A 26286-nucleotide genomic window follows, 5' to 3' on the forward strand; every position below is an offset into this window, starting at 1 on the left:
ACGGCAGTGCAGGCTACTCCCGGCGCCTGTCTGTGAAAACGTTAAGCAAAAATACGCTTCCGCACCAACCGGCTTCGTGTAAGCAAGGTGGCCAAAAAGCATTTTTGAAAGAAAAAGTCAGTTCAATTGGTTCATGCTTAGTTAAAATAACTACGTGCCTGCCGCATCTTAGCTATTTTAACCAAAGTGTGCCGCAAGTATAGCATTAATAACTAAAAGGCTGAAACTTTACACCACGATCGCGGAAGCCAACCCGCTGTAAAACCTTCAACCAACATGAGCAAAACCAGCAAGCATAACTTCGGGGCGGGGCCCTGCATTTTACCGCAAACCGTCTTAAAACAAGCCGCCGATGCCGTGGAGCATTGGGACAAGGCCGGTTTATCCATTTTAGAGATATCGCACCGTTCGCCTGAATTTGAAGCAGTGATCCGAAACACGGAAGCACTGGTACGCGAACTGCTGGACGTGCCCGAAGATTACAGCGTCCTGTTCTTACAGGGTGGGGCGAGCCTGCAGTTCTGTATGGTACCTATGAATTTTTCACAAGGCAGCCCAAAAACAGCGGTTTACCTGGACGGGGGATACTTCGGGCAAAAGGCCATCAAAGAAGCAAAGCTGTTCGGTAAAGTGGAAACCATCGACTGGAAACAAAGCAAAACCTATACTATACCCGGTTCAGCAGCCTATTTCCACTGCACCAGCAACAATACCATCGAAGGCACGGAAATGTTCAGTTTCCCGGAAACCCCGGTGCCGGTCATCTGCGACATGTCCTCCGATATTTTTTCGCGGAAGATCGATGTCAGCCGCTTCGCCCTGATCTATGCCGGCGCGCAAAAGAACATGGGCCCGGCGGGCATGACCCTGGTCATCGCCAAAAACACTTTCCTGGACAGCGTCAAGCATCCGCTTCCTTCCATGCTGGATTACCGCGTGTATCGGGACAACGGCTCCCTATACAATACACCGCCCGTATTCGCCATCTATACCGCCATGCTCAACCTGCAATGGCTGAAAAAGAAAGGCGGCGTCAACCTGATCGCCCGGGAGAACCTATGCAAAGCGCAGGCCCTGTACGATGAGATCGACCGCAACCCGCTGTTTGAAGGACTTGCCCCGGCAGCCGACCGATCCCTGATGAATGTGACCTTCAAGATCCGGAACGAAGCACTTGAACCGCATTTTTTGGATTTCGCGGCCCGGCGTGGCCTGGTCGGCATCCGCGGCTACCGTACCGTCGGCGGTTTCCGGGCCTCCCTGTACAACGCCCTGCCCTATGAGAGTGTGACCGCGCTGGTGAATGCCCTGCGTGATTTTTCCAACGACCAGGCCCTGGAGATCTGATGGCGGCGATCAAACCCTTCCGGGCGATACGCCCGAACCCCGTTTTCGCCGACCAGTTGGTCCTGACCAAGCCACAGACCGCTTCGGTGGCCGGCGAGGTGTTACCGCCCCTGAAGACCCTGCTGGAAACCGGCGCGCGGCTGCGCCCCGAAACACAGGCCGGACAGGCCGAAGCCTTCGCCGCGATCAACGGAACGCTGCGCCACTTATTGGAAAACGGCACCCTCTTGCAAGATGAACAGCCCGGTATCTACGTCTACGAAGTGGAAAGCCCTGCCTGTAAACAAACCGGCATCTGGGCGGTCACCGACCGTTCTAACTATACCAACGGCACCATCAGGACACACGAACTGACCTTTGGCGACAGCGTGCGGCGTTTAACAAATTACCGGTTAGCCACCGGACTGGAAGGCAGCCCTGTCTTACTCGCTTACGCCCCGGACCCCACTATCAACCGGCTCATCGCACAAGCCAAAAGCGGGCCGCATTCGACTTTAGGTAATCATTTGGGTCTGCACCGCCTCTGGAAGATCGAAGCGCCGGACCTGGTGCGACAATTGGTCAAAGCATTTGAAAAAGTCGGGCCGGTTTACCTCGCCGACGGGCATCACCGATTCGAATCGGCCGCGCAAACACCCTTCCCGGATATCTCTTCCCTGTATCTTTCCACTGACGAACTCAGGATCCGGGAATATGACCGCGTCGTGCTCCCCGAAGTTCCGGCAGCACCCGGCGCCCTGCTCCAGCAACTGATGCGGCATTTTGACCTGCTGGGCGAGGGAAGCGACCGGAGCATCCAGCCACGGGAACCGCACCGCTTTGGCCTCTTCCTCGGCGGCACCTGGTACCATTTGCTGGCCAGACCCCATACCTACCAGGATCAAAGCCCCGGCAGAGCCACTGATGCCGCGATCTTACAGCAATACGTCCTCGCCCCGGTATTCGGTATCAAGGACCCGAAGACCGATCCCCGGCTCAAATGCCTGGGCGGCGAGCAGGCGCTCCCCGAGATCAACGCCCTGCTGGACGCCCACCCGGGAGCCATCGCTTTTACGCTTTGCCCCCTGGCGGTCAGCGAACTGACCGCCGTCGCCGATGCCGGCGAAGTACTCCCGCCGAAATCGAGCTGGATCGACCCCAAAATACCTTACGGCTTACTGATGAACCACCATAAACCAACGATATGAAACCTGTCAAAATTTTAGTGATCGGCGCGCTCGGGCAATTGGGTACCGAACTGACGGCCGCGCTACGCAAACAACACGGCAGCCATGCCGTCATCGCCGCTGACCGCCATACCCAGGACACCGTCCAGGGGCCGTATGTACAACTGGACGTGCTGAATTTCGGGGCGCTGGCCGATCTGGTCCGCCGGGAAAAGGTCACCCAGATCTACCTGCTGGCCGCCATGCTCTCGGCCAGCGGGGAACAAAACATCCACGCGGCCTGGGAACTGAACATGCAAGGCCTGATCCACGTCCTGAAGATCGCCGCCGCCCAGCGCCTGGACAAAGTCTTCTGGCCGAGCAGCATTGCCGTCTTCGGCCCGGGCTCCCCCAAACACCTCTGCCCGCAGGATACCTTCATCCAGCCGAATACCATTTACGGCATCAGCAAACGCTCGGGTGAATACTGGTGCAACTATTACTTTGAAAAACACGGCGTCGATGTCCGCAGCCTGCGCTACCCGGGCCTGATCTCCCACAGTACACCCCCCGGGGGCGGTACGACCGACTACGCGGTGGATATCTTTTACAAAGCGCTGGACGGGCAAACCTTCCGCTGTTTCCTGAAAGAAGATACCTGTCTGCCCATGATGTATATGCCCGACGCCGTCAGGGCCACCCTGGAACTGATGGAGGCGCCGAAAGAACAGGTCCGGGTGCGGACTTCCTATAACCTGGCCGCCATGAGCTTTTCGCCCTGCGACCTGGCCGCCGCCATCCGGGAGCGCTTACCGGCTTTTGACATCCAATACGAACCGGATTACCGGCAGGCCATCGCCGACAGCTGGCCCGCCAGTATCCAGGACGCTTCCGCCCGGCAGGACTGGGGCTGGAAACCCGGTTATGACCTCAACGCGATGGTGACCGAGATGCTGCAGCAATTGCAGGAACGGCGGCAAACCCCAGCGCCCCCCGTTCAAACCCATCATGACCAGGACCAGTACGTATTTACCAAACTCAGCGAACCATGAGACAGCTCCAGATCACGCCCTCCTTTACCAACCGCGACAGCCAGTCGCTGGAAACCTACCTGAACGAACTCGGCAGGACAGACCTCCTCAGCGCGGAAGAGGAGGTCGTCCTGGCCCAAAAGATCCGGCTCGGCGATCAGGCCGCACTGGACCGCCTGACCAAAACCAACCTGCGTTTTGTCGTATCGGTCGCTAAAAAGTACCAGCACCAGGGCCTGCCCTTATCCGACCTGATCAGCGAAGGCAACGTCGGCCTGATGAAAGCCGCCAAAAAATTCGATGAGACCAAAGGGTTCAAGTTCATCTCCTACGCCGTCTGGTGGATCAGGCAATGTATCTTATCCGCCATCGCCGAACATTCCCGCATGATCCGCCTGCCCATGAACCAGGTCGGGGACATCACCAAAATGAATAAAGCCCTGGCCCTGCTGGAGCAACAGATGGAAAGACAGCCCACCACGAATGAACTGGCGGAATACCTGGAAACGAGCGAAGATAAGGTCAGCGACGCCCTTTATTTCGCGACCCGGACCGCCTCTTACGACGCGCCATTCCGTACCGAAGACGAAAACAACCTGCTGGATGTCCTGCCCGGCAACGAACAGGCGACCGACCATGAACTGATGGTCCTTTCCAACCAACAAGAAGTCCGCCAATTATTGAGCACGCTTACTTCCCGGGACCAGGAAGTGATCCGCTGGACCTTCGGCCTCGACGGGAAAACCGCCCTGCCGCCCATCGATATCGCCCCGCTGCTGGGGATCAGCGCGGAACGCGTGCGGCAGATCCGCAACCAGGCCCTGCAAACCCTCCGCGAACAGGCCGCCACCACCACATTTCAACACCATAGCTAATCCATCACCGCCCATGTACGACACCTTAAAACACCGCCTGCAACAGGAACTCGACCAGATCCGGGATTCCGGCCTCTATAAAAACGAAAGGATCATCAGCTCCGCCCAGGGCCCCGAGATCACCGTCAACGGTAAAACCGTGCTGAATTTCTGCGCCAATAATTACTTGGGCTTGTCCAACCAGCCCGGCGTCACCGCAGCCGCCAAAGCGGCCATCGACACCCATGGCTACGGGCTGTCCTCCGTCCGCTTCATTTGCGGCACCCAGGATATCCACCAAACCCTGGAACGCAAACTATCCGAATTCCTCGGCACGGAAGACACCATCCTCTATGCCGCCGCCTTCGATGCCAACGGCGGTATCTTCGAGCCCCTCTTTAATGAAACAGACGCCATCATTTCCGACCAGCTGAACCACGCGTCCATCATCGACGGGATACGTTTATGCAAAGCGCAACGCTACCGCTACCTGCACGACGACATGGCCGACCTTGAAAAACACCTCCAGTCCACACAGCACCTCCGGCACCGGCTCATCGTCACCGACGGCGCATTTTCCATGGACGGCACCATCGCCCGGCTGGACGAGATCTGCGCACTGGCGGAACGCTACGATGCCCTGGTCATGAGCGACGAAAGCCACTGCACCGGCTTTCTCGGCAAAAACGGCCGGGGAACACACGAACACCACCAGGTCATGGACCGTGTCGACATCCTGACGGGGACCCTGGGTAAAGCCCTGGGCGGCGCATCCGGCGGATTTACCTCCGGGCGCAAAGAGATCATCGCGCTGCTGCGCCAGCGCTCCAGGCCCTATCTGTTCTCCAATACCCTGGCACCCGCCATCACCGGGGCCAGCATCGCCGTCCTTGACCAGCTATTGGCTTCCACCCATTTGCGGGACAAACTGGAAAACAACACCCGCTATTTCCGGGAACAGCTGACCGCCGCCGGCTTTGATATCAGGCCCGGTTCCCACCCGATCGTCCCCGTTATGCTCTACGACGCGAAACTAGCGCAGGCTTTTGCCGCAAGCATGCTGGAAGAAGGCATTTACGTCATCGGCTTCTGCTATCCCGTCGTCCCCGAAGGCCAGGCCCGCATCCGGGTACAGCTATCGGCCGCGCATGAACAGGAACACCTCGACCGGGCCGTGGCCGCCTTCACCAAAGTAGGCACCGCCCTAGGCATCATTTCATCAATCAACTCATGAAGCAAAAGAGCAGCCCGCCATACGTCAAACGCCTGCCATTTGTTCGCTTTTAAAAGCAATATTTTGAAATGGGGAGACAATTTGCTAAATTAGCTAATTGTTTTCCCCGACATGAGCACGTACCGCAGCCTTTCCGACCCGGAATTGGTCGACTTATTGAAGTCGGGCGACCAGGCCGCGTTCACCGAAATCTACGACCGTTACTGGAGCATCATGTACGCCCACGCCTATAAAATGATCAAGAACCGGGAAGAAGCCAAAGACCTCATCCAGGAGATCTTCAGCACGCTCTGGCTGAAAAGCCACCTGCTCACCGAAGACACCAACGTATCCGGCTACCTCTACACCGCCGCCCGGAACCGCGTCTTCAACCTGATGAGCCAGCACAAGACCAGGCACGATTACTTCAACGCCATCGCCCGCTTCGCAACCGAAGAAAGCACCGCCACCATCGAGCACCTCGAAGAACGCGACCTCGAAGCCGCCGTAGAAAGAGAGATCCAGTTACTGCCCCCCAAAATGCGGGAGATCTTCGAACTCAGCCGCAAACAGAACCTCTCTCATAAAGAGATCGCCGAGCAACTGAACCTTTCCGACCAGACCGTCAAAAAACAGGTACAAAACGCCCTCAAGATCCTCAAACCCCGCTTAAGGGACGCCGGGACCGGCATCGCCATCCTGCTTTTCTTCCGCTGATCCCGCCAAGATTAACAAAACATTAAATTTATTTTAAATCCATCTACCCCCAAGGCCATCCTGGGCTGTTTTATCTATAAATACACCATGTATTAACAGCATGACCACACAGGAAGCAGCAGCACTAGTAGAAAAATACAACCAGGGGAAAGCCAGCGCCGAAGAAAAAGCCCTGCTCGAACGCTGGTATCTCCTGGAGGGGAGCCAAACCATATATTCGGACACTGAAGAGGACCTGCCGACGCTGAAAGCAGAACTATGGCAGGGCACCCTGGAGCGCGCCGGTTTGGAAGAAACACCAAACAACCGACGCCCGATGTGGCGCCGTTACGCGGTTGCCGCCTCTATCTTATTAGCCCTGTCATTCGGCACCTACCGCTATTTCCATCAGGAACAAACCAAACAAGTCGCCCAAACACATGACGTGACCCCTGGCACGAACAGCGCCACACTGACCCTTAGCAACGGCCAGCAGATCGTGCTGAACAGCAAACCCAAAGGGCAGATCGCCATGCAGGGCCAGGTCGCCATCAACAAAACGGCCAACGGCCAGCTACAATATTCCGGCAACGCCACCGAAGCCTTATATAATACCATCACCACCAAACGCAAAGAACAGTACGACGTGGTCCTGGCCGACGGCACCCATGTCTGGCTGAACGCCGAATCATCCCTGAAATACCCGGCCTCCTTTAATGGTCCGGAAAGAAAAGTCGAACTGACCGGCGAAGCCTATTTCGAAGTCGCCCACAACAAAGCCAAACCTTTCCGGGTGCTGAGCAAAGGCCAAACCGTAGAAGTATTGGGTACGCACTTCGACGTGAACAGTTACAGCAATGAAGCCGCAACAAGAACCACACTCTTAGAAGGCTCTGTAAAAGTAATTGCGAACCATAGCGAGCAATTTATTAAACCAGGTCAACAAAGCATCTTCAACGCTGAAGGCCTGACCGTAAAAACAGCCGATACGGAACTGGAAACCGCCTGGCATAACGGAGACTTCGTCTTCAAGGGCGAAAATATCCAAACGATCATGCGGCAACTGGCGCGCTGGTACGATATCGACGTGACCTATGAAGGTAAACCTTCTTCCGAGGGTTTCCAGGTCGCGATCTCGCGCTTCAAAAACATCAGCCAGGTACTGGCAAGCTTAGAATCTACCAAAGGAGTCCGCTTCAAAGTGGAAGGAAGGAGCGTGACGGTGATGCAATAACGTTTACCAGCAACATGGTCACAAAAAAAAGCCATTCCGGGTTCGAGGCCGGAATGACTTAAAAGCTGGCCTCTCCTAATTGTTTAAATTATTTAACCTGCGTTTGCCCTGGACATCTTGACAATGGGGGCAGGCGCATTAAAACCATGCTTAAAACAAATGTACAATTTTTACCCTAAAAAATTTGTACGACCCTGCATCTTTCAGGGGAGTACGGCTAAAATCCTGTTAACGATGAGGCTCACTGTCATTTTACTGATCACGGCTATTCTACAGGTAAGTGCAAGTTCCTTTGCACAAAAGATCACTTTGAATAAGAAACAGGCTTTGCTGGTCGATGTGCTGCGGGATATCCGCAAGCAGAGTGGTTATGATTTTGCGTTTACGAATTCGACGTTGGATAAGGCGAAGCCTGTAGATGTAAATGTGACGGGAGTGGACGTGGAGGAGGCGCTGAGGTTGGTTTTTAAGGATCAACCCTTAGATTATGTGATCAAGGATAAGGTCGTGGTAGTGTCTCCAAAGGTGAAGACCCCTGAGAAGTCTCTGGGCGAAGCACTAAAACCAATATCGGTAGATGGCCGTGTAATTGATGAAAAAGGGAGCCCGTTACAAGGAGCCACAGTGGTCGTTAAGGGGACAAAACTGATCTCAATAACAAGTGCAGACGGAAAATTTCATTTTCTTGATATTGATGATAAATCTGTGCTGGTGATCAGTTTCATCGGCTACATAACGGTTGAGTTGCCTACTAAAGCGCAAATGGGGGATATTACACTTGAATTAGGTAACGCAAAATTATCCGAGGTTGTAGTTTCCACCGGCTATCAAAAAATTTCTAAAGAGCGTTTTGTCGGATCATTTTCCCAATTAGATAGTGCGAATTATGCGCGGCGCGCAGGAATGGGCATTATTGATCGCTTAGACGGAACTGTAACAGGACTGTTGTTTAATAAAAAAGGTGGGGCGGCATTTCCTATTCAGGTTAGGGGCATCAGTACTTTGGGGGTAAGCCAAACGCCGACCTCGCCATTGATTGTTGTTGATAATTTTCCTATGGAGGACGCATTTGATATTAATTCGATCAACGCGAACGACGTAGAAAACATAACTGTTTTGAAAGATGCGGCTGCAGCATCTATATGGGGAACCAGAGCTGGCAACGGCGTTATCGTTATCACAACCAAGCGTGGGAAATTAAATCAACCATTGCGCGTTTCGATAACTTCAAATGTCTCGGTTGATGAAAAACAAAAATTGGATTATTTTCCAACCGTTAGCCCATCGGATTTTATAGACATAGAACAGATGCTTTTTAACAAGGGCTATTATGATAGCAATATCAATAATACAGATGATCGCCCGGTATTATCCCCTGTTGTTGAAATTCTTGCTCAAACCCGAAACGGTCTTTCTTTAACAGATGCGGCTGCACAAATCAATGCGCTTCGAGGTCATGATTTAAGGAATGATCTTAACAAATATGTTTATAGAAATCCGCTTAGGCAGCAATATCAAACTAGCTTGACCGGTGGTAGCAATAATTTAGCGTATCAGTTTTCACTTGGTTATAACAATACACTAAATAGTACTATTGGCAGTAAGCCAGATCAACAGTTTACTGTTAATAGTAATACTACCTACAAGGTGTCTAAAAAGCTGGAACTGCAATTTGGTATTAATTACTCCCAAGGATTGGCTAAAAGTTATACACTTCAACTGCCATCTACGACAGCGCCGTACGCAAGCTTGGTGGATAATAACGGGGGCCCAGCAGCGATTGCTAATACTTATCGGCTAGCGTATATTGATACCGTTGGCGGTGGCAAGTTACTTGATTGGCATTACCGCCCACTAGATGAAATCAGGAACGCTGACAACACCCGAAAAAGTTATTTTACAAGGTTTAATGTCGCGACATCATACGCGGTCACCAATTGGTTAAAAGCTAATATTCAGTATCAGTACACGGTTGCCACAGGCTCATCTGAAAACATTCAAAGTTTAAATACCTACTCAACACGGAATACCATCAACGGATTTACATTACCGAATGTAACTGGAATCGCAAAATATCAGGTTCCATATGGCGGAATTGTTGATATAAGTAATTCTGAAAATATATCCAATAATGTCAGAGGTACGCTGAATTTCAATAAAGCTTGGAACGGGGACAATGTCATCACGGGACTTATTGGAGCGGAATTGTCCAATATTTACGGTTTAACTAGCGCTCAAAGGCTGTATGGTTACAATGAAAACACGGGTTCCGTTACTCAAGTATTGAATTACGCAGATTATTATCCGATTTTTTATGGTGCATCTCCCGGTGCTTCTGCTCAAATTTCAACAGTAAACCTCTTACAGGAATCATTAACAAATAGGATTGTTTCGATTTTGGGAAATGTTTCTTATAGTTATAAAGATAAATACACGCTGTTTGGAAGCGCCAGGCGTGACGGTGCTAACGTATTTGGCGTTAGTACTAATAACAAGTGGAAACCACTATGGTCAGTCGGTGGTTCATGGGATATCTCCAAAGAGGAATATTTTAAAGTGGACTGGGTAGCAAGTTTACGCCTACGTAGCTCATTTGGTTATACCGGAAACGTTAATAATAGACTATCTGGAAAGTTTACATTTTTCAGTTCCTCAGATCCCGTTATCTTAACTGGTTTAGATTATGCTTCTGCAAACCAACCACCCAATCCAAATTTAAGATGGGAACAAAATGCTACTCTGAATTTTGGAATCGACTATCAGTTGTTTAAAGGTCGGCTAAGTGGAACCTTTGAAGTTTACAGTAAAAAATCCACTGATGTTATTGCCAATAAATACTTGCCGATTTCTTCCGGTGTAAACTTTACACCGATAAACGCCGCCGATTTAAAAGGGAGTGGTTTTGATCTGAATATAAATTCGGTCAATACGATTGGAAAGATTAGCTGGTCGACTAATATTGGATTAAGTTACGCTAAGACCATCGTTACGAAAATCGACAAACCAACGGCCATAACTGTCCGAGATTTGTCGGGATATTCGGTTAATGCTGTTCCTGGCCAACTTGCCTACGGCCTAGCGAGCTATAAATGGGCCGGATTGGATCCTGTAACTGGTGATCCGAGAGGTTATTATCAAGGACAGATATCCAATAACTATAATTTAATTGCAACAGATTCGATCCAAAATCAGGTGTTTCATGGTTCTTCCATTCCTTTGTATTCAGGTTTTATTCGAAATAATATAAGCTATAGAGGTTTTACTTTATCCTTTAACCTTACAGCGAGGTTTAAATATTTCTTTAGAGAGCCAGTAATGGATCTGGACTACGTCAACGCAGTAAATAGTAATTTTCTTTCAGCGGATTATTATAATCGCTGGCAAAAACCGGGAGACGAATTAATTACAAATATTCCTTCAATGAGTTATCCGGCAAGCGGCAATACAAGTAGTAAAAATTCCTTTTATCAACTTTCCGAGATTACAGTAAAAAAGGCCGACAATATTAGAATACAAGATTTAAGACTGGCTTATGATTTTAGTATTGGCAACTTTTCATCTAAAAAATATCACTTGCAAACATTCTTATATGCAAATAACCTAAATCTAATTTTATGGAAAGCCGCTAAAACAAATTACGACCCGGATTTTGTTGGCGGGAATGGTGGCTTCACTGCACCAATAAAGACCTTAACAGCTGGTTTAAATGTTAATTTTTAATTGTAAAAATCATGAAATTCAATAAATATTGCAATCATTATAAATTTATTCTAATTATCGTGGTAGTGCTTTGCGGCATAACTTCCTGCAAAAAGTTTTTGGACAAAAAGCCAGATAAGTTGGCAAATGTTCCCTCTTCGCTTAGCGACCTTCAAGCTTTATTAGATAACTCAGCACGGATTAATGAATCCTCAGCTGTTTTTGGGGAAGCCTTAGCTGACAATTATTACCTCACTGCATCAGACTATAATCAATATATAAGTGACGCACAATACTACACTTGGAACAAGGATGCTATACCCTACGGACTACCTTGGAATGTTTCCTATCCAAGCCCTGTGTATTACTCAAATCTGGCCTTGACTTATTTACCTCTGGTAGAATCCGCACCAAGTGATGCAGCTTTGTATAACCAGATTCAGGGAAGTGCCCTGTTTATTAGGGCCTATAGCTTTTTTGAATTAGCGCAACTTTATTGTAAACCGTTTTCATCTACAGCAGCAACAGATCCAGGATTATTGCTTAAGCAAAGTGCAGACATTAATGAAGTTGTTGGAAGAGCTTCGGTCCAAACAACCTACGATCAAATCATAAATGATTTGAAACAATCCATAGAATTATTACCTGTAAGAAGTTCAGTTATTACCAGACCTTGCAAGATAGCCGCATATGCGGAGCTTGCACGTGTTTACTTAAGCATGCGCGACTATACAAATGCTGGAACGTACGCTAAAATGGCACTTGATCAGCAAAATGCCTTATTAAACTATAATGGATTGATTCCTGTTCAAAGCCCTCCAATTAAGGTTCCGAACGTTGAAGTGATATATTACAGTTATAATTCAGCGCAATTATTAAAAAACGACAAGTGTAAGGTGGATTCTAATTTATATAAATCCTATTCACAGGATGATCTAAGGAAAAAAGTATATTTTAATGCAAATACCGGAGCCAAAGCCGGTACATATTATTTCTGGGGCTCCTATGCAGGTCAAAAAGCAACTTGGGGGACGTTCAGTGGATTGACTACCAGTGAATTGCTATTAATACGGGCAGAGTGTTACGCCAAAAACGGCAACTCTATTTCTGCGATGTTTGACTTAAATACGCTTTTGAAAACACGTTGGACAACTGGTAAATATGTCGATTTAGTTGCCTCTGATGCATCTAATGCTTTACAAAAAATCAGAATTGAACGTCGAAAAGAACTTGTATTTCGAAACCAACGTTGGACGGATCTGAGAAGATACAATTTGGAAGACTCTACCATTACATTAAAACGTATCATCAATGGCAAAATATATACGTTGCCACCTAATGATAACCGCTGGGTCATGCAAATACCGACTGACGAGATCATCAAACGGGGGATAGTACAAAACCCCAGGTAAAAGACTGGTATTTTAAGGGCACAATAAGTTTTAGCCAATGGTTAACTGGAATTATTGTGCCCGTTTTTTTAATTTTATATAATACTGATTATGAAAAAGTTGAGCGTTTCCCTAATGATGGTCTTAGTCTCTATTGTTGCTGTTGCACAAGGGCACTGGCGAGAAAAAATCGGTGACGAATGGTTTAATAAATATGGGATTCACAATTTAACGGTAGGCAATAAAATGCCTGATATCCCTTTTGGCAAAATTTTAAACAACACAACTGGTAAAACCCATTTTTCTGAACTAAAAGGTAAGGTTGTTATCTTAGATTTTTGGGGCACTGACTGCGCGACTTGCATAGCAAATATCCCGCGAATGGAAGAACTACAACGGCAATTTGGCGATAAAATTCAAATTTTTTTAATAAACACTAATGAGTCTGAGGAAGAAATCAATTCTGGAGGAGCCAGGTTTTTAAAAGCAAGGCATGCGAAAGATTTGAAGAGCGCATCCACTTTACCCTCCATCGTGTTAGAAAAGACATTAAGCAGTCTGGATGAATACTATAATTCGAAATGGGCCAAACTTTGGACATTCCGTGGCATACCATTTCATGTAATCATTGACAAAAATGGTATCATTAGATCGTTGGGTGGGCATGAAGGTACTTACCCACAAAAGATACAGGATATTATAGATGATAAAGACGTTTATTCCATGAATGACATAAATATGTCTCCAAATTTCGGATTTGGTAAATCCCGTCGGCCGTATTATGAGTATCTTGGAAATATGACCGATATTCCAGTAGTCTATGGGGCTTTTTTTTCGGCATATAATAATAATCTGGGTAGATTTTCCTTGGTGAGCGCGAAAGACTCCATAACAAAAACGACAAGGAAATCCTACATTAATTATCCACTACTAAACATTTTTGAACATAGTTCTTTGGGAGTTCAGGTTTTAGAACAAATCGAAAGAAAACATATTGTGTATAATTCTGGTGGGCTAGAACAATTTATAATCCTACCGATAGCGGCCGACACGGCCCGCATAACGAATAACTTCTCTCGCCTGGCCAATAGTTTTGTCCTGTCCGGATCGGACTTACATGCAGAGGTGACGAGTGATGATATTTTAAAAGCATCATGTTGTTATGAACAAATCTTACCGTTGAGCACATCCATAAAAGAACAAAAGGATTTAATGGTTAAAGACTTAAATGGTTACTTGTATTCCAAGTTGAAGTTGACCGCTGCTATTCAAACCACAACCTTGCCCTGTTATATCTTAACAAAGCGTGGCGAGGATAAAGTATCTTCAAAAACACCGGAAGACAAGTCTAAAAATATTGAACCTGCTGAAGTTAAAGTTGGAAAAGATGTTTTTATTAAGTATTCCAATTACGGTTTGCGTTATCTATTTCACGATATCATAGGGGAGTATGAATCTGGTAAGAGGTTAAGTAAAATAATGTATCATAATAGAATGGCTGAAGCAAAACCGTTTTTAATTATTAATGAAACAGGGTGGCCAGACCTTAAGCCATTGAATATGATGATACCAAAGGATTTAACATCGATGGATGATTTAAGAAAATTGTTGAATCAATATAATCTGGAATTACAAGTTCAGGATAGGTCCTTAGACTTTATCGCCTTCTCGCCCGCTAGCAATTAGCACAGTGCCATTTAACTTTCTTTAAATATTGATATGAGGATAAACTTGTTATTGCTGTCTTTTTTTATGGCTTTGAGCAGCTGTTTCATAGTGAAAGAAAAAGCACAAAAGAAAAACGTTCCTGTAACTTCCGATAGCCTGCGCAACCAAAACGGGAAGGTTTATATGGATTTACTAAAAAATGCACATACGCGTCATGGTCTCATTAATACGCATCAAATCGGAGAAAGTTATTACTTAGAGCTACCCGTTAATCTGCTTCAGAAAGATTTCCTGTTAGTTACCAGGATTGCGAAAGCGGCCTCAGGGGTTAGACCATTTCAGCAATTGCTCGGTTATAACGGAGATCAGCTGGTTACAGAAGTTGTCCGGTTTACAAAAGATGTTGAGGGGAAAATATTTTTAAGAAAAGTTAGCAATAATGAAGGTGCTACTGATAGTACTGCGAATAGCTTAAGAGAGGCTGTTAAACGCTCCAATTTACAACCCATTGTTGCCTCGTTTGACATCAAAACTTTCAATAAAGATTCGTCGTCGGTTGTGTTCGAAATAACTAAATTTATCTCTGATGATGAGCCTTTATTATCGGTGCAGCTCAGATCAAGGGATAGTTTTGGCTTGGAGAATTTTCAAAAAGATAAATCACAGGTTGAATCAGTTAGCGTATTTGAAAACAAGGTCGAGATTTTGACCTTAAAAACTTTTACGAGTTTAAAAGGGGGGGTTAAAACCAATGAGTTTATAACGTCACTGATTCTTCTCCCTACCAATTCTATGTTGCCCAGGCTTTCAGATAACAGGGTTGGATATAGCAGCATTGCTTATTTAGATTTCGATAGTCCGCAGTTTGCTGTAGGCAAAACGTTTATTCAAAGATTTCGGTTGGAGCCAACAGAAAATGATGAGCAGCGATATTTAAGAGGTGAACTGGTGGAGCCTAAAAAACCGATCATATTTTATATTGATCCTGCAACACCTGAAAAATGGGTAAAACCATTAATGGATGGTGTCAATGATTGGCAAAAGGCATTTGAACATGCTGGGTTTAAGCGAGCTATCTATGCGCTAAAAGCACCTATAAATGATTCATCATTTAATATCTATGACGGGCTTCATAACGCTATTATATTTAAGGCATCAACACTTCCTGCAACACGTGGACGGCGCGTTGTAGACCCTCGATCAGGGGAAATATTGGAATCGCACATTGATTGGTTTTATAATGTGTATACTTCGATTCGGGATGAATTTTTCGTTGGCGCCGCTCTCCGTGATTCAAGCATACGGGGAATGAATTTATCAGACTCGCTAATTAACCGGATTATAAGGGGCGCTTGTTCACTGCAGGTCGGAACTTGCTTAGGTCTGCAAATGAATTTTGGAGCTTCTTCTTCGGTTAAAGTAGATAGTCTTCGAAGTCGATCTTACCTTGAAAAATATGGGTTTTCACCCTCCATTTTAGATCCTGTATGGACAAATTATGTCTTACAGCCCGAAGATAATATACCAACCAATCTACTGTTCCCTAAAATTGGCATATATGATGAATGGGCGGTGGAATGGGGGTATCGTTGGTTTCCCAAATGGGAAAGCGATAGTAAAGAAAAAGAGTACTTTGACAAATGGATATCTCAGAAATTGAGTAAAGATGATAGATATCGGTTCGGCGAGCCATACGGATTCAATGTTACCGACCCTAGGAACCAAATGTTCGACCTAGGCAACGATCCCATTAAGGCGAGTGAGTTGGGCATCAATAACTTAAAGAAGTTGCTCGCTCAGTTGAAAATTTGGACTGCTAATGGAAAAATTGATTATTGGTATCTGGGTGTGATTTATAACAAAATTATAGAAGTGTATGGAAGGTATATTAACCATGCATTATTCAATATTGAAGCAATTACGCAAACTCCGCAAACGAATAGCTCTCGTGAACCTGTAATCAACTTCGTTCCAAAATTAAGACAAAAAAGCGCGCTCCGCTTTATTTCCGAACAATTATTTGAAAATTCAAAGTGGATTACTGATACCGGCCTGTTAACAATTACAAATACTAAAGCTGATAGCGCGGTAACGGCGCTTAAATCGTCGGTAGTTGACTATATTTTAAATTACAAGCGATATGATGGGGCAATAGTGCATGGATTTTTAAATCAAAGAGACAAGTATTCTTATTGCGAATTGTTAAATGATTTGGATCGCTCCATTTGGGCTAAGCTGGAAACACCTCGAAGTATTGAAAACTCAGATCGGACCTTGCAAAAAATTTATGCTGATAAGCTGCTTTTGTTGATCGAATATAAACCGGAAAACGCTTTTTGGGCTTTTGCAGGCACCGCTAAAGAGGAGTATGCCGATATCAGCAGGTCTGACTTCTATCCGACCATACTCAGCAATGTGATTAGCTTGAGGGATAGGATTAAAATTGCTTTACCGAAATGCGAAGATCCCTTGACCAAAGCTCATCTATTATTCATTTATCAAAGATTGCAAAAGGTGTTAAAGCCAAAAGCATAAGTCCCTCATTTAGGTATATAATTATGAAATGTTTTAAAAAATGTTGCGATATGGGTAGTTTAGATAAGCTACAATTTAAGATTTACAAGAATTTCTTTCTCATTGTTCTTTTTGTCTTCGTGTTATCGTGGTCGTCATGTTCTATTTTTCATCACGGCGACAAGAAAACTACCGGGTTGTCAATAGTCGCTACTGCAATTAACGATAGCACCAAGAGAGGTCTGCTGGGCCAAGCCAAAACGGGGTCAGTTAAACCTTATAAAGAAGTGATCACATCGAAAGCCAAGTCTGATTCCGGTTTAATTTTGGTACATATTATTGACAATCATTATTATTTTGAAATTTCAAAAGCAGTTTTAAACAAGGATATTCTAGTCACTACCAGGATTGCAAAGGGAGCAACCGGTATACGGCCCAGCAATCAATATGAAGGATATGCCGGGGATTTGATCGGAAGCCGGGTGATCCGTTTTGAGTTTGGCGGAAACGACAAAGTTTTTATAAGGGAAATTTCTTATAGCGAAAGGGCCAGCGACACCACGTTGAATGGTATGTATAAAAGCCTTGCCAATTCAAACTTGCAGCCAATTGTTGCGGCTTTTGATATTAAAGCCTACGCCAAAGATTCTGCTTCTGTTGTGATAGATGTCAACGAAATTTTAAATAGCGACAATCCACTGTTCTTTTTTTCTGCAGCAGATAAGACAAAGTTCAGTTTAGGAGGCTATCAGGCGGACAAATCATATTTGGAAGCCATTCAATCGATGCCGATCAATGTAGAAATTCAAACGGTAAAGACGTTTAAGGTGGAACAATCGAACGCAACATTTGAAATAAACACTTCTTTGGTCTTGCTGCCGCTGGAACCTATGAAGCCACGAACAGCTGATCCGAGGGTTGGGTATTTTTCAGAATCCTTTACGGATTTCGACAAAATAAATGACCAACAGCGGACAGAGATGATCACACGATTTAGACTTGAACCTAAAGAGCAAGATAAACAACGGTATTTAAATGGTGAATTAGTCGAACCAAAAAAACCGATTATTTATTACATAGATCCCGCAACACCCAAAAAATGGGTGCCCTATTTGATAAAGGGAATTAACGACTGGCAGGTAGCGTTTGAGAAAGCGGGTTTTAAAAACGCCATCTACGCCCTTGAAGCACCGAAAAATGACCCTGACTTTAATTTATATGATGCACGGCATAATGCTGTCGTTTATAAGCCATCCGCTATGGCAAATGCGATGGGGCCGCATATCCATGATCCCAGGACGGGTGAGATATTGGAAACGCATATCAGTTGGTTCCATAATGTGATGAGCTTATTACACGACTGGTATATGGTGCAGGCCGGACCGAATGATCCACAGGCAAGGACTATGCATTTTAGCGATGAATTAATGGGCCAGCTTATCAGATTTGTTTCTTCCCATGAAGTGGGGCATACATTGGGTTTATTACATAATATGGGTGCGTCTTCCACCGTACCGGTCGAAAAATTACGGGATGAAAAATACTTAACAGAAAATGGGTTTTGCCCCTCAATAATGGATTATGCGCGTTTCAATTATGTCGCGCAACCACAGGATAAGATCAGTCAAAATAATTTATTTCCACGCATTGGCATGTATGATAAATGGGCGATTGAGTGGGGGTATAGATGGCTGCCTGATTTAACTTCAAAAGAACAAGAAGCTAAATTCATGGATAATTGGATAGTATCCAAACTAAAAACGGATAATAGATTTTGGTTTGGTGCTGAAACAGGTTTGCTGGTGACAGATCCGCGTAGACAAACTGAAGATCTCGGAGACGATGCGATGAAAGCCGGAGAATATGGTATAAAGAACCTTAAAGTGGTAATGAATAACTTATTGAAATGGACAATGGAACCGCATTCTGATTATTCCAATTTGCAAAAAATGAATGACCAGGTAATTGGGCAGTATCAGCGGTACCTTTTTCATGTATTGAATAATATCGGCTTGACAAAAACTACCGTCATAAGCAGTGAACAGGCCGGAACTGTGGTAACGTTTATCCCAAAATTGAAACAAAAGCGGGCTGTTCAATTTTTACAGGAACAACTTTTTGATACACCAACATGGCTAATGAACAAACAAATATTCTCTTTAGTAGGCGGAACTGGGCCTAAACTATCCGGTTTTTTACAAGAGCAGGTCATAAACAACTTGGTTTCCCCGACGAATTTTGAACAAATGCTCACTTTTCAATTGGCGAAGCCGCAAGAAGCTTATTACTTCGATGATCTTCTCGATGACTTAGAGGCTGGGATCTTCAAGGAGTTCACCGGAAAGGTAGCAATTGATGTTTACCGGCGTACTCTTCAAAAAGCCTATGTTGATCGTTTAATTACCCAGGCGAATTTTGTACCGACAGATATTAGCAAAAAAGACGAGTTCCTAAATCTTCGCAGGACTGATTTCTACCCGATTATTCAATCGCATATAAATACGATGATTATTCGAATAGATAAAGCTTTACCGAAATACACTGATCAGAATTCAAAAGCCCATTTATTAAGTTTAAAGAGCCGTTTGATAAGGGTATTTAAGCCTGATGCGCCTTTTATCATTTCAACTAACTCGAAAAAGCTGCAGTCGGGACTTCAGGGTGTTATTTTATCAAATTAATATTCTAGGAATATGAAGCAATTAATTTTCACTATCGCTCTTGCGTGTTTAACATCGAGTTGTATCGCACAGGTAGAATGGACTTTTAGATGTCTAAAAGTTTCAAATGATATGTATGAAATACATATGAAAGCGGAGTTAGCAGATTCATGGCATATTTACGCCCAGGATTCGCCCAAAGGTGGGCCGGTACCCACAAAAATCATATTCAATCCTAATCCGATGCTCGGATTAATTGGTACTGTCAAAGAAATAGGAAATAGGAAGAGGGAATATAATAGCGTTTTTAATGTTTATGTTTTGTCCTACAGGGATTCAGTAGACTTTACCCAATTGGTTAAAGTTAAAAGCAAAATTCAGACCTCGATTAGTGGTGTGATCAGTTTTATGGTTTGCAACGAAAGCCAGTGTATGCCACCCGCGAAACAAAAAATTTCATTCGAGTTAAAGTAAACGAAAAGATGAAATCAGCACTTAGAGTGGCAATTTTAGTTGCATTATTATCAAATATTTGTGGCCATGGGGCCAAGGCTCATAACATGGCTATTCCTGACTCGTTATGGGAGCAATTGGGTGAAAAAAGAATATCTCCGGATGGAAAGTGGCTGGTTTTTACTGTGCAAAAAGGTGCAGCGCTCTTTGGGTTTTTGCGAAACAATAAATTAAAAACGACAACGGAATTGGGTAAATGCCCGGAGCTGCCCCTCCTTTCAAACGATAGTAAATATGTATTGATAAAAACCTCAAAAAAAAGATATCGATTAATTAGGCTAACGAATCGTAGCCATATAGATTTTGACAATGTACAAACAGCTGTATTTTTTGGAAATAATTTATTGATTGTTAATGAATTATATCAAGGTGTTAACTACAGCCTTGAAATAGTGCAACCGAGCAATTTTAAAAAACACCTTATTTCATATAAGATTAAAGAGCTTGTATTTGATAGCAACGGCCAAAATGCTTTTTTTTCAGTTGAAGATTCGATTTCCCATTCTAATAGTCTTTTCTATATTAATCAAAAGGCCGTGAATCCGGTAATGATATTTAATACGACAAAGTCGCTTACAGAGTTGAATTACCACAAGAATGGCGAGACCCTATCGTTTGTAACAAGTCAACAATTAAATGCCACGGCATATTTGTATTTTGTAAAATATAAAAAGCTTACTGAAATTAATTTGCCTAAAATACCGGGAATTAATTTTAATCCTCATCAGGCGCTTAACCATGATTTACCCAATAGCGATCCTAATAATATCCTATTATTGGCAAACAGGGCAGACACAACAAATAGTAAACGTAAGATATCCGGACAGCCCGATGCGCTACGGATATGGAGTTGGGATAAAAAAGAGCGGGATGTCTCTCAAATTAATTTTAAGATGCAGCAGAGTAATTTTACGAATACTGAAACTGTCTTCTTATCATTAGATTTAAAGAGCGGTAAAGTTGCTAGCATAGGAGCATTATTTAACGCTATAGTCCCGGTCAAAGGTCAATTTGCAGTTCGCTTCATCGCTCTTAAAAGGAACTACGAAGAAATTTTCGGCAATGAATCAAATGTGGAAGTTGTAAACCTTAAAAATGGGCAAATAGAGCAACTATTCCATAAAAAAATGTTTGGGGGTAGAGATATCACCCTGCAGTCGATAGCGAGCATTTCTCCTGATGGAAATTTATTTTGCTACTTCTTGAACAAGCAATATTATGTTTACGATTTTAGAACCAAAGCCCATACCTGTATTACGAAAAACATTAATGATATTTTTTGGGATGAAGACTATGATACGCCTAAAGCAATCGCGCCGATTTCCGATATTTTCTGGAGTAAAGATTCTAAAAAGGTGTATGTCAATAGTAAGATGAACGTTTATTGTTGTACAGTAGACGGAGTCCGATATTTTAATCTCACAAATTTTAAAGATCGAAGCATAGCCTTTAAGGTCTCGAAATTAAGTGGGCCTGATTATATAATTGAAAATGAACAATCCATTTATTTGGATGCGAGAGGAGTTGAGTCGGGATATACTGGTCTTTTTAAGTTAGATAAATTTGAATTAAAGCCACTAATCTTTGAAAATTGCGCGGTAAAAGATGTGACTATTTCAGCTAGGACTCATGAATTCACCTTTGTTAAAGAAAATGCGGATCGATCGCCCGGTTTATTTATTACCGATAAAGATTTCTCCAGTCAAAACATTGTGTATCAAACAAATTCTTTTTACCAGCAAGAACACCCGGGAAAAAGTGAGCTAATAACTTTCAAACTGAAAGACGGAAGAAAGTTACATGGGGCGCTCTATTATCCATTTAATTTTAGGCAGGGTTTAAAATATCCGGTAGTATGTAAAATTTATGAAAAGCGGTCTCAAATGCTTCACGATTTTGCTTTACCTAATAAGTTGAATCCTTACGATAAAAATAATTTTAAATATCAAGGTTATTTTGTCTTTGAACCGGACATTGTAATGCGAACTGGTGATCCTGGAATTTCTGCAGCCGAATGCGTAATTGAAGCTGTAAAAGAAATTATAAAAAATCCGTCAGTTGATAAAGACCATATAGGACTAATGGGGCATAGTTGGGGTGGATATGAAGCTGGTTTCATTATTTCACAAACAAATTTATTTAAGGCTTCCATTGCTGGTGCCCCACTTACAGATATGACGAGTATGTATTTGGGGATTAGATGGGACGATAATAGTTACAACTCTTCGCTTGGCTTGTTTGAAATGGGACAAGCGCGGCTTGCCGGACCTAATTATGATCTTCCCGAAGCTTATGTACGGAACTCAACCGTCTACCAGGTAAAAAACATTCATACGCCCTTATTAATTCAAGTTGGCAATAAAGATGGCACCGTGGATTGGTATCAGGGTATTGAGCTATTTAATGCCTTAAGAAGGAATGAAAAGCCTTGTTATCTATTGGCATACAATGGCGAGGGGCACAATTTGGTTAAAAAAGAGAATGTAGTTGATTACACGAATAAGCAATTAGAATTTTTTGACCATTATTTGAAGGGGAAGCCTGCCCCGGCATGGATGGTCGGTCATGAATAATTTTAATAGGATGAACCTTCCGAATAGCATTTACTTGTCAATTTTTTGCATTGTATTTTTTGTAGCCATGTTGATCTTCCCAAAGATTTCAAAAAGTCAAAATGTAGATACCGTTAGTTATTTGTATGGCAATATGTTGGGGAAAAGCCTAGCCTCAAAAGGGGTCGAAAAATTAAATTTCGATTTATTATTAGAGGGAGTAAAAGATGGTATAGTACTAAAAAGTAGATACCCGGATTCCATTACCAGGCATTTAATTAGACTTTTTGAATCCGCGGCTTGGAAGAGTAAATATGAGGCCAATATCAAATTGGGAGAACGCTTTCTTTTCGAGAATCAAAAAAAGGAGAATGTTATCGTCACACCGAGTGGCCTACAATATCAAATAATCAAGCTTGGCAAAGGTGAAATCCCTAAGCCGGAAGATGTCTTAACAGTAAACTATAAGGGGGAGTTGGTCAACGGTTTGGTATTTGACAACTCTTATGATCGAGGGCAGCCCGTTATTGTCAAAATTAACCAAGTAATTAAGGGATGGAAAGAGATATTGCAATTAATGCCATTCGGCTCTAAATTTCGTGTTTTTATCCCATATCAGCTAGGTTATGGGGTGGGCGGAACGAACGATATACCTCCCTATTCAACTTTGATCTTTGAATTGGAATTAATCAGCTTAGTCAAATGAAAACCGTGATTTTAATACTTTTTTGTTTTTTTCTCTCTTATGATCACGGCTATGCACAGGTAGTATCTGGAATTTCAGTAAAATCTAACAAGTGGAGTAAGAACGTTGTTGAGGTTGAAATTAGGGGGGAAATCAATAAAGGATGGATTGTTTATAGTCAAGACAATCAGTCAATCGGACTCAATGGTCTTAAAATGGAAGTCAATAATGCCGAAATTGAATTTGGGTCACCCAAGCAACGTTGCACTCCAGTTATAATAAATGATGATTTATTCAATAACGTGCCACTTGCCGTATTTAAGGGGCATTTTGCTTTTTCTCAATTACTTCATTTCAAAGGAAGTATTCCTGGGCGATTAAACATATTACTTAGTGGTTTTGCCTCTAAAGGTCAAAAATTTCTTCCCATCACCGATACTCTCAATTTAGTTATAGATGCAGATAATAAATCCAGCCATGTTGTATTGGACATAACTTCTTTAGAAATATCTAAACCTTTGTCAAATTGTGGTATTGGAAAGTCAGAAAGCCATTACTCAATTTTGGCGATATTTTTATTGGGTTTTGCAGGCGGCTTGCTGGGATTATTAACCCCTTGTGTGTTCCCCATGATCCCCTTAACCGTATCCTGGTTTAGCGGACAATCCGTAAATAAGGCAAGTGGCATCAAGAACGGGATGCTATACGGCATATTCATCATATCGATCTATCTGTTGGGTAGTTTGCCCTTCCATTTGATCAGCGGATTAAAACCCGAACTGCTAAACTCCCTGTCGACCAATGTATGGGTAAACCTGTTTTTCTTCGGCGTATTCGTGTTTTTCGCCTTGTCGTTCTTTGGGCTGTTCGAAATCACCGTTTCAGGCAAACTGACCAATAAGGCCGATAGCAAAAGTGACCTCGGTAGCATAGCAGGCATCTTCTTTATGGCGCTTACCCTAGCTTTAGTATCGTTCTCCTGTACCGGGCCGATACTGGGTAGTTTGCTCGTCGGTTCCTTGTCTTCAAGTTCTGGAGCCTGGGCCTTGACCGCGGGAATGGGAGGATTCGGTTTAGCACTCGCATTACCCTTTACCTTATTCGCCATGTTCCCATCCTGGATGAAAGCGCTACCAAAAAGTGGCGGCTGGTTAGCCGTATTTAAGAAATCACTTGCCTTTGTTGAAGTGGGTTTGGCTTTTAAATTTTTGTCCAATGCCGACCTGGTCGACCATTGGGGTATCTTGCCCCGTGAAGTATTTATCGGGATTTGGCTTTTAATCGCTATGCTACTGGCCGCCTATTTATTGGGGGCCTTTGAAAGGAGCGCCAATTTGAATGGTCGCAAAAAGATCGGATATGGACGGATCGCATCCGGCGGTATCGTTTTGATGTTCGCCATCTATTTAGGTGCCGGTCTGTTCAACAAATCCTCGCTTGAACTATTAAGCGGCTTCCCGCCACCGACCAGCTATAGCCTGTTTAAACATAACAAAACACATGAGGGCGGCATCAAACCGGATGTCATGAATGACTACCAAGCAGCATTGGCTTTGTCCAAAAAAACAGGCAAGCCGCTGATGTTGGATTTTACCGGTTGGGCCTGCGTCAACTGCCGTAAAATGGAAGAAAACGTCTGGACAAAACCGGAAGTCGCGGCTTATATCAGATCACATTTTGTCCTGATTTCTCTCTATGTAGACGACCGTAAAGAATTGCCCTTGGATCAGCAATTCATGTACGGTAAAAAAGAGATCAAAAGCGTGGGTGACCTGTATGCGACCATGGAATCGGTCAACTTTAAACAAGTCACCCAGCCACTTTACGTCCTGCTCAGCAAAGATGAAAAATTGCTGAATACACCGGTGGGTTATACACCCGATACTGGGGAATACTTAAAGTGGCTGCAATGTGGTTTTGAGGCCAGTCGAAAATAAATGTTTTAGTTAATAGTTAATTATAAGTGAAAACGAGCCTCCCCCAACGGGGAGGCCTTTTTAATCATGGTATTTCAGCAGATCATAGGCGGCGGCAGGATCAGGGTCCTGCCCTTAGACAGCACCGGAGACCATACCTCGGCGCTGCCGCACCGCCATGCCTTCGTCATGCTCCTGTGGGTCACCGAAGGCTACGGCCGGCAGGAGATCGACTTTGCCACCTACGAACTGCTCCCTGGTCGTTTGTTCCTCGTCCTCCAGGGACAAGTGCACCGCATGGCCAATGTCAGCGCCAAAGGCTGGCTCATCCTCTTTGAAGAAAGCCTGCTCACCGGTAACCGCCGCGAAGAGATTCTGAACTACTTCGGCTCCGTACCCTTCGCCGACCTGTCCGCACGTATGGGCAGCAACGTTGACGAACTCGTCGGGCAACTGGCCGGCACCTTCGACAGCGACATCGCCATGGCCGAACATTACCTCATGCTCATCCTGCTCTACGCCGCCAAACAGGTCAGGCAGCCCGAACCCGGCGAACTGCCGGGGCAAATGACGCAGGTCCGTAAATTAAAGGAACTGATCAATACCCATTTTATGACCGAACAGACCGTATCCTTCTATGCCGACCGCATGTGCATGACCATCACCCAATTGAACACCCTGGTCAAAAGACTTTTAAACAAAACCGTACACCAACTGCTCACCGAGCGCCTGGTACTGGAATGTAAAATACTCCTGCTGACCACAGCCTTAAGCGTCAAGGAGATCGCCTACAGCTTAGGCTTCGCCGATATGGCCCAGTTTTACAAGTTCGTCAAAAAACATACCGGACTGGCACCAACGGAGTTTAGGAACAGCATGAATTTTTAACCAATAATCAGCAGTTTTTGACCACCGGAATTAGCGGGAGTTAAAGAGCTTTGGCATAAGTGATCAGCAAGCAATATGCTGGCAACAAAAGTTGAAATGAAAACAGGCAACGTGGAACCCAGCCTAATTCAGGCGGGTTGTACAATAGTCTTAAGAATTGAATAATGGCCAAGTAAATGAATACTAAACAAGGATAAGATGAATGAACCTGGGCGACGATCTTACATTTGGCTGTTTGGGCTTATTGATCATCATCCTGCTATTTGTCATCATAAAAATG

General features: G+C 44.4%; 17 protein-coding genes. All 17 read left to right on the forward strand.

Translation table 11 applies throughout. The annotated features are described in order from the left end of the window. Window positions 1-276 precede the first annotated feature (276 nt). The 17 genes from serC to MUCPA_RS28055 all read left to right on the forward strand — a co-directional run bounded on the left by serC (window position 277) and on the right by MUCPA_RS28055 (window position 26006). Window positions 277-1347 (forward strand): 3-phosphoserine/phosphohydroxythreonine transaminase, encoded by a 1071-nt coding sequence (gene serC, locus MUCPA_RS27975; RefSeq protein WP_008511057.1) that lies wholly within the window; start codon window positions 277-279, stop codon window positions 1345-1347. Continuing rightward, complete coding sequence (locus MUCPA_RS27980; RefSeq protein ID WP_008511059.1) at window positions 1347-2534, forward strand: DUF1015 family protein; 1188 nt, start codon at window positions 1347-1349, stop codon at window positions 2532-2534. The genes serC and MUCPA_RS27980 overlap by 1 nt, the downstream gene beginning before the upstream one ends. Next, window positions 2531-3544 carry an NAD-dependent epimerase/dehydratase family protein gene (locus tag MUCPA_RS27985; protein ID WP_008511061.1) on the forward strand — a complete coding sequence of 338 codons (1014 nt, stop codon included), beginning with the start codon at window positions 2531-2533 and terminating at the stop codon, window positions 3542-3544. The genes MUCPA_RS27980 and MUCPA_RS27985 overlap by 4 nt, the downstream gene beginning before the upstream one ends. Then, a complete protein-coding gene (locus tag MUCPA_RS27990) occupies window positions 3541-4398 on the forward strand; it encodes a sigma-70 family RNA polymerase sigma factor (protein WP_008511062.1) in 858 nt (285 codons plus the stop codon). Before MUCPA_RS27985 ends, MUCPA_RS27990 begins: the two co-directional genes overlap by 4 nt. Window positions 4399-4411: 13 nt before the next feature. Next, a complete protein-coding gene (gene kbl, locus MUCPA_RS27995) occupies window positions 4412-5611 on the forward strand; it encodes a glycine C-acetyltransferase (protein ID WP_008511064.1) in 1200 nt (399 codons plus the stop codon). A gap of 111 nt (window positions 5612-5722) precedes the next feature. Further along, window positions 5723-6307 carry an RNA polymerase sigma factor gene (locus tag MUCPA_RS28000; protein ID WP_008511065.1) on the forward strand — a complete coding sequence of 195 codons (585 nt, stop codon included), beginning with the start codon at window positions 5723-5725 and terminating at the stop codon, window positions 6305-6307. 100 nt (window positions 6308-6407) lie between these two features. Next, on the forward strand, window positions 6408-7520 hold the full coding sequence (locus MUCPA_RS28005) for a FecR family protein (RefSeq protein WP_008511066.1): 1113 nt from the start codon (window positions 6408-6410) through the stop codon (window positions 7518-7520). Between the two features lie 309 nt (window positions 7521-7829). Continuing rightward, entirely contained in the window at window positions 7830-11240 is a 3411-nt protein-coding gene (locus MUCPA_RS28010) for a SusC/RagA family TonB-linked outer membrane protein (protein WP_169316212.1), read from the forward strand. 11 nt (window positions 11241-11251) lie between these two features. Then, window positions 11252-12631: a RagB/SusD family nutrient uptake outer membrane protein gene (locus MUCPA_RS28015; RefSeq protein WP_008511068.1), complete on the forward strand. Its 1380-nt coding sequence runs from the start codon at window positions 11252-11254 to the stop codon at window positions 12629-12631. Between the two features lie 90 nt (window positions 12632-12721). After that, the gene (locus MUCPA_RS28020; RefSeq protein WP_008511070.1) at window positions 12722-14296 is read left to right on the forward strand and encodes a TlpA family protein disulfide reductase; all 1575 of its coding nucleotides are present in this window, start codon (window positions 12722-12724) and stop codon (window positions 14294-14296) included. A gap of 90 nt (window positions 14297-14386) precedes the next feature. Then, window positions 14387-16813 (forward strand): zinc-dependent metalloprotease, encoded by a 2427-nt coding sequence (locus MUCPA_RS28025; protein WP_169316213.1) that lies wholly within the window; start codon window positions 14387-14389, stop codon window positions 16811-16813. Between the two features lie 50 nt (window positions 16814-16863). Further along, window positions 16864-19473 carry a zinc-dependent metalloprotease gene (locus MUCPA_RS28030; protein ID WP_008511074.1) on the forward strand — a complete coding sequence of 870 codons (2610 nt, stop codon included), beginning with the start codon at window positions 16864-16866 and terminating at the stop codon, window positions 19471-19473. Window positions 19474-19485: 12 nt separating this feature from the next. Then, window positions 19486-19926: a protein-disulfide reductase DsbD domain-containing protein gene (locus MUCPA_RS28035; RefSeq protein ID WP_008511075.1), complete on the forward strand. Its 441-nt coding sequence runs from the start codon at window positions 19486-19488 to the stop codon at window positions 19924-19926. An 8-nt stretch (window positions 19927-19934) separates the two neighbouring features. Next, window positions 19935-22538 carry an alpha/beta hydrolase family protein gene (locus MUCPA_RS36480; RefSeq protein WP_008511077.1) on the forward strand — a complete coding sequence of 868 codons (2604 nt, stop codon included), beginning with the start codon at window positions 19935-19937 and terminating at the stop codon, window positions 22536-22538. A 67-nt stretch (window positions 22539-22605) separates the two neighbouring features. Continuing rightward, complete coding sequence (locus MUCPA_RS28045) at window positions 22606-23223, forward strand: FKBP-type peptidyl-prolyl cis-trans isomerase (protein WP_063747586.1); 618 nt, start codon at window positions 22606-22608, stop codon at window positions 23221-23223. Next, on the forward strand, window positions 23220-25139 hold the full coding sequence (locus MUCPA_RS28050) for a protein-disulfide reductase DsbD family protein (protein ID WP_008511081.1): 1920 nt from the start codon (window positions 23220-23222) through the stop codon (window positions 25137-25139). Before MUCPA_RS28045 ends, MUCPA_RS28050 begins: the two co-directional genes overlap by 4 nt. A gap of 66 nt (window positions 25140-25205) precedes the next feature. Further along, window positions 25206-26006, forward strand: coding sequence for a helix-turn-helix domain-containing protein (locus MUCPA_RS28055; RefSeq protein WP_008511083.1), 801 nt, complete (start codon window positions 25206-25208; stop codon window positions 26004-26006). Window positions 26007-26286: the final 280 nt, after the last annotated feature.

The sequence above is a fragment of the Mucilaginibacter paludis DSM 18603 genome, from assembly GCF_000166195.2.
Classification (GTDB): Bacteria; Bacteroidota; Bacteroidia; order Sphingobacteriales; family Sphingobacteriaceae; genus Mucilaginibacter; species Mucilaginibacter paludis.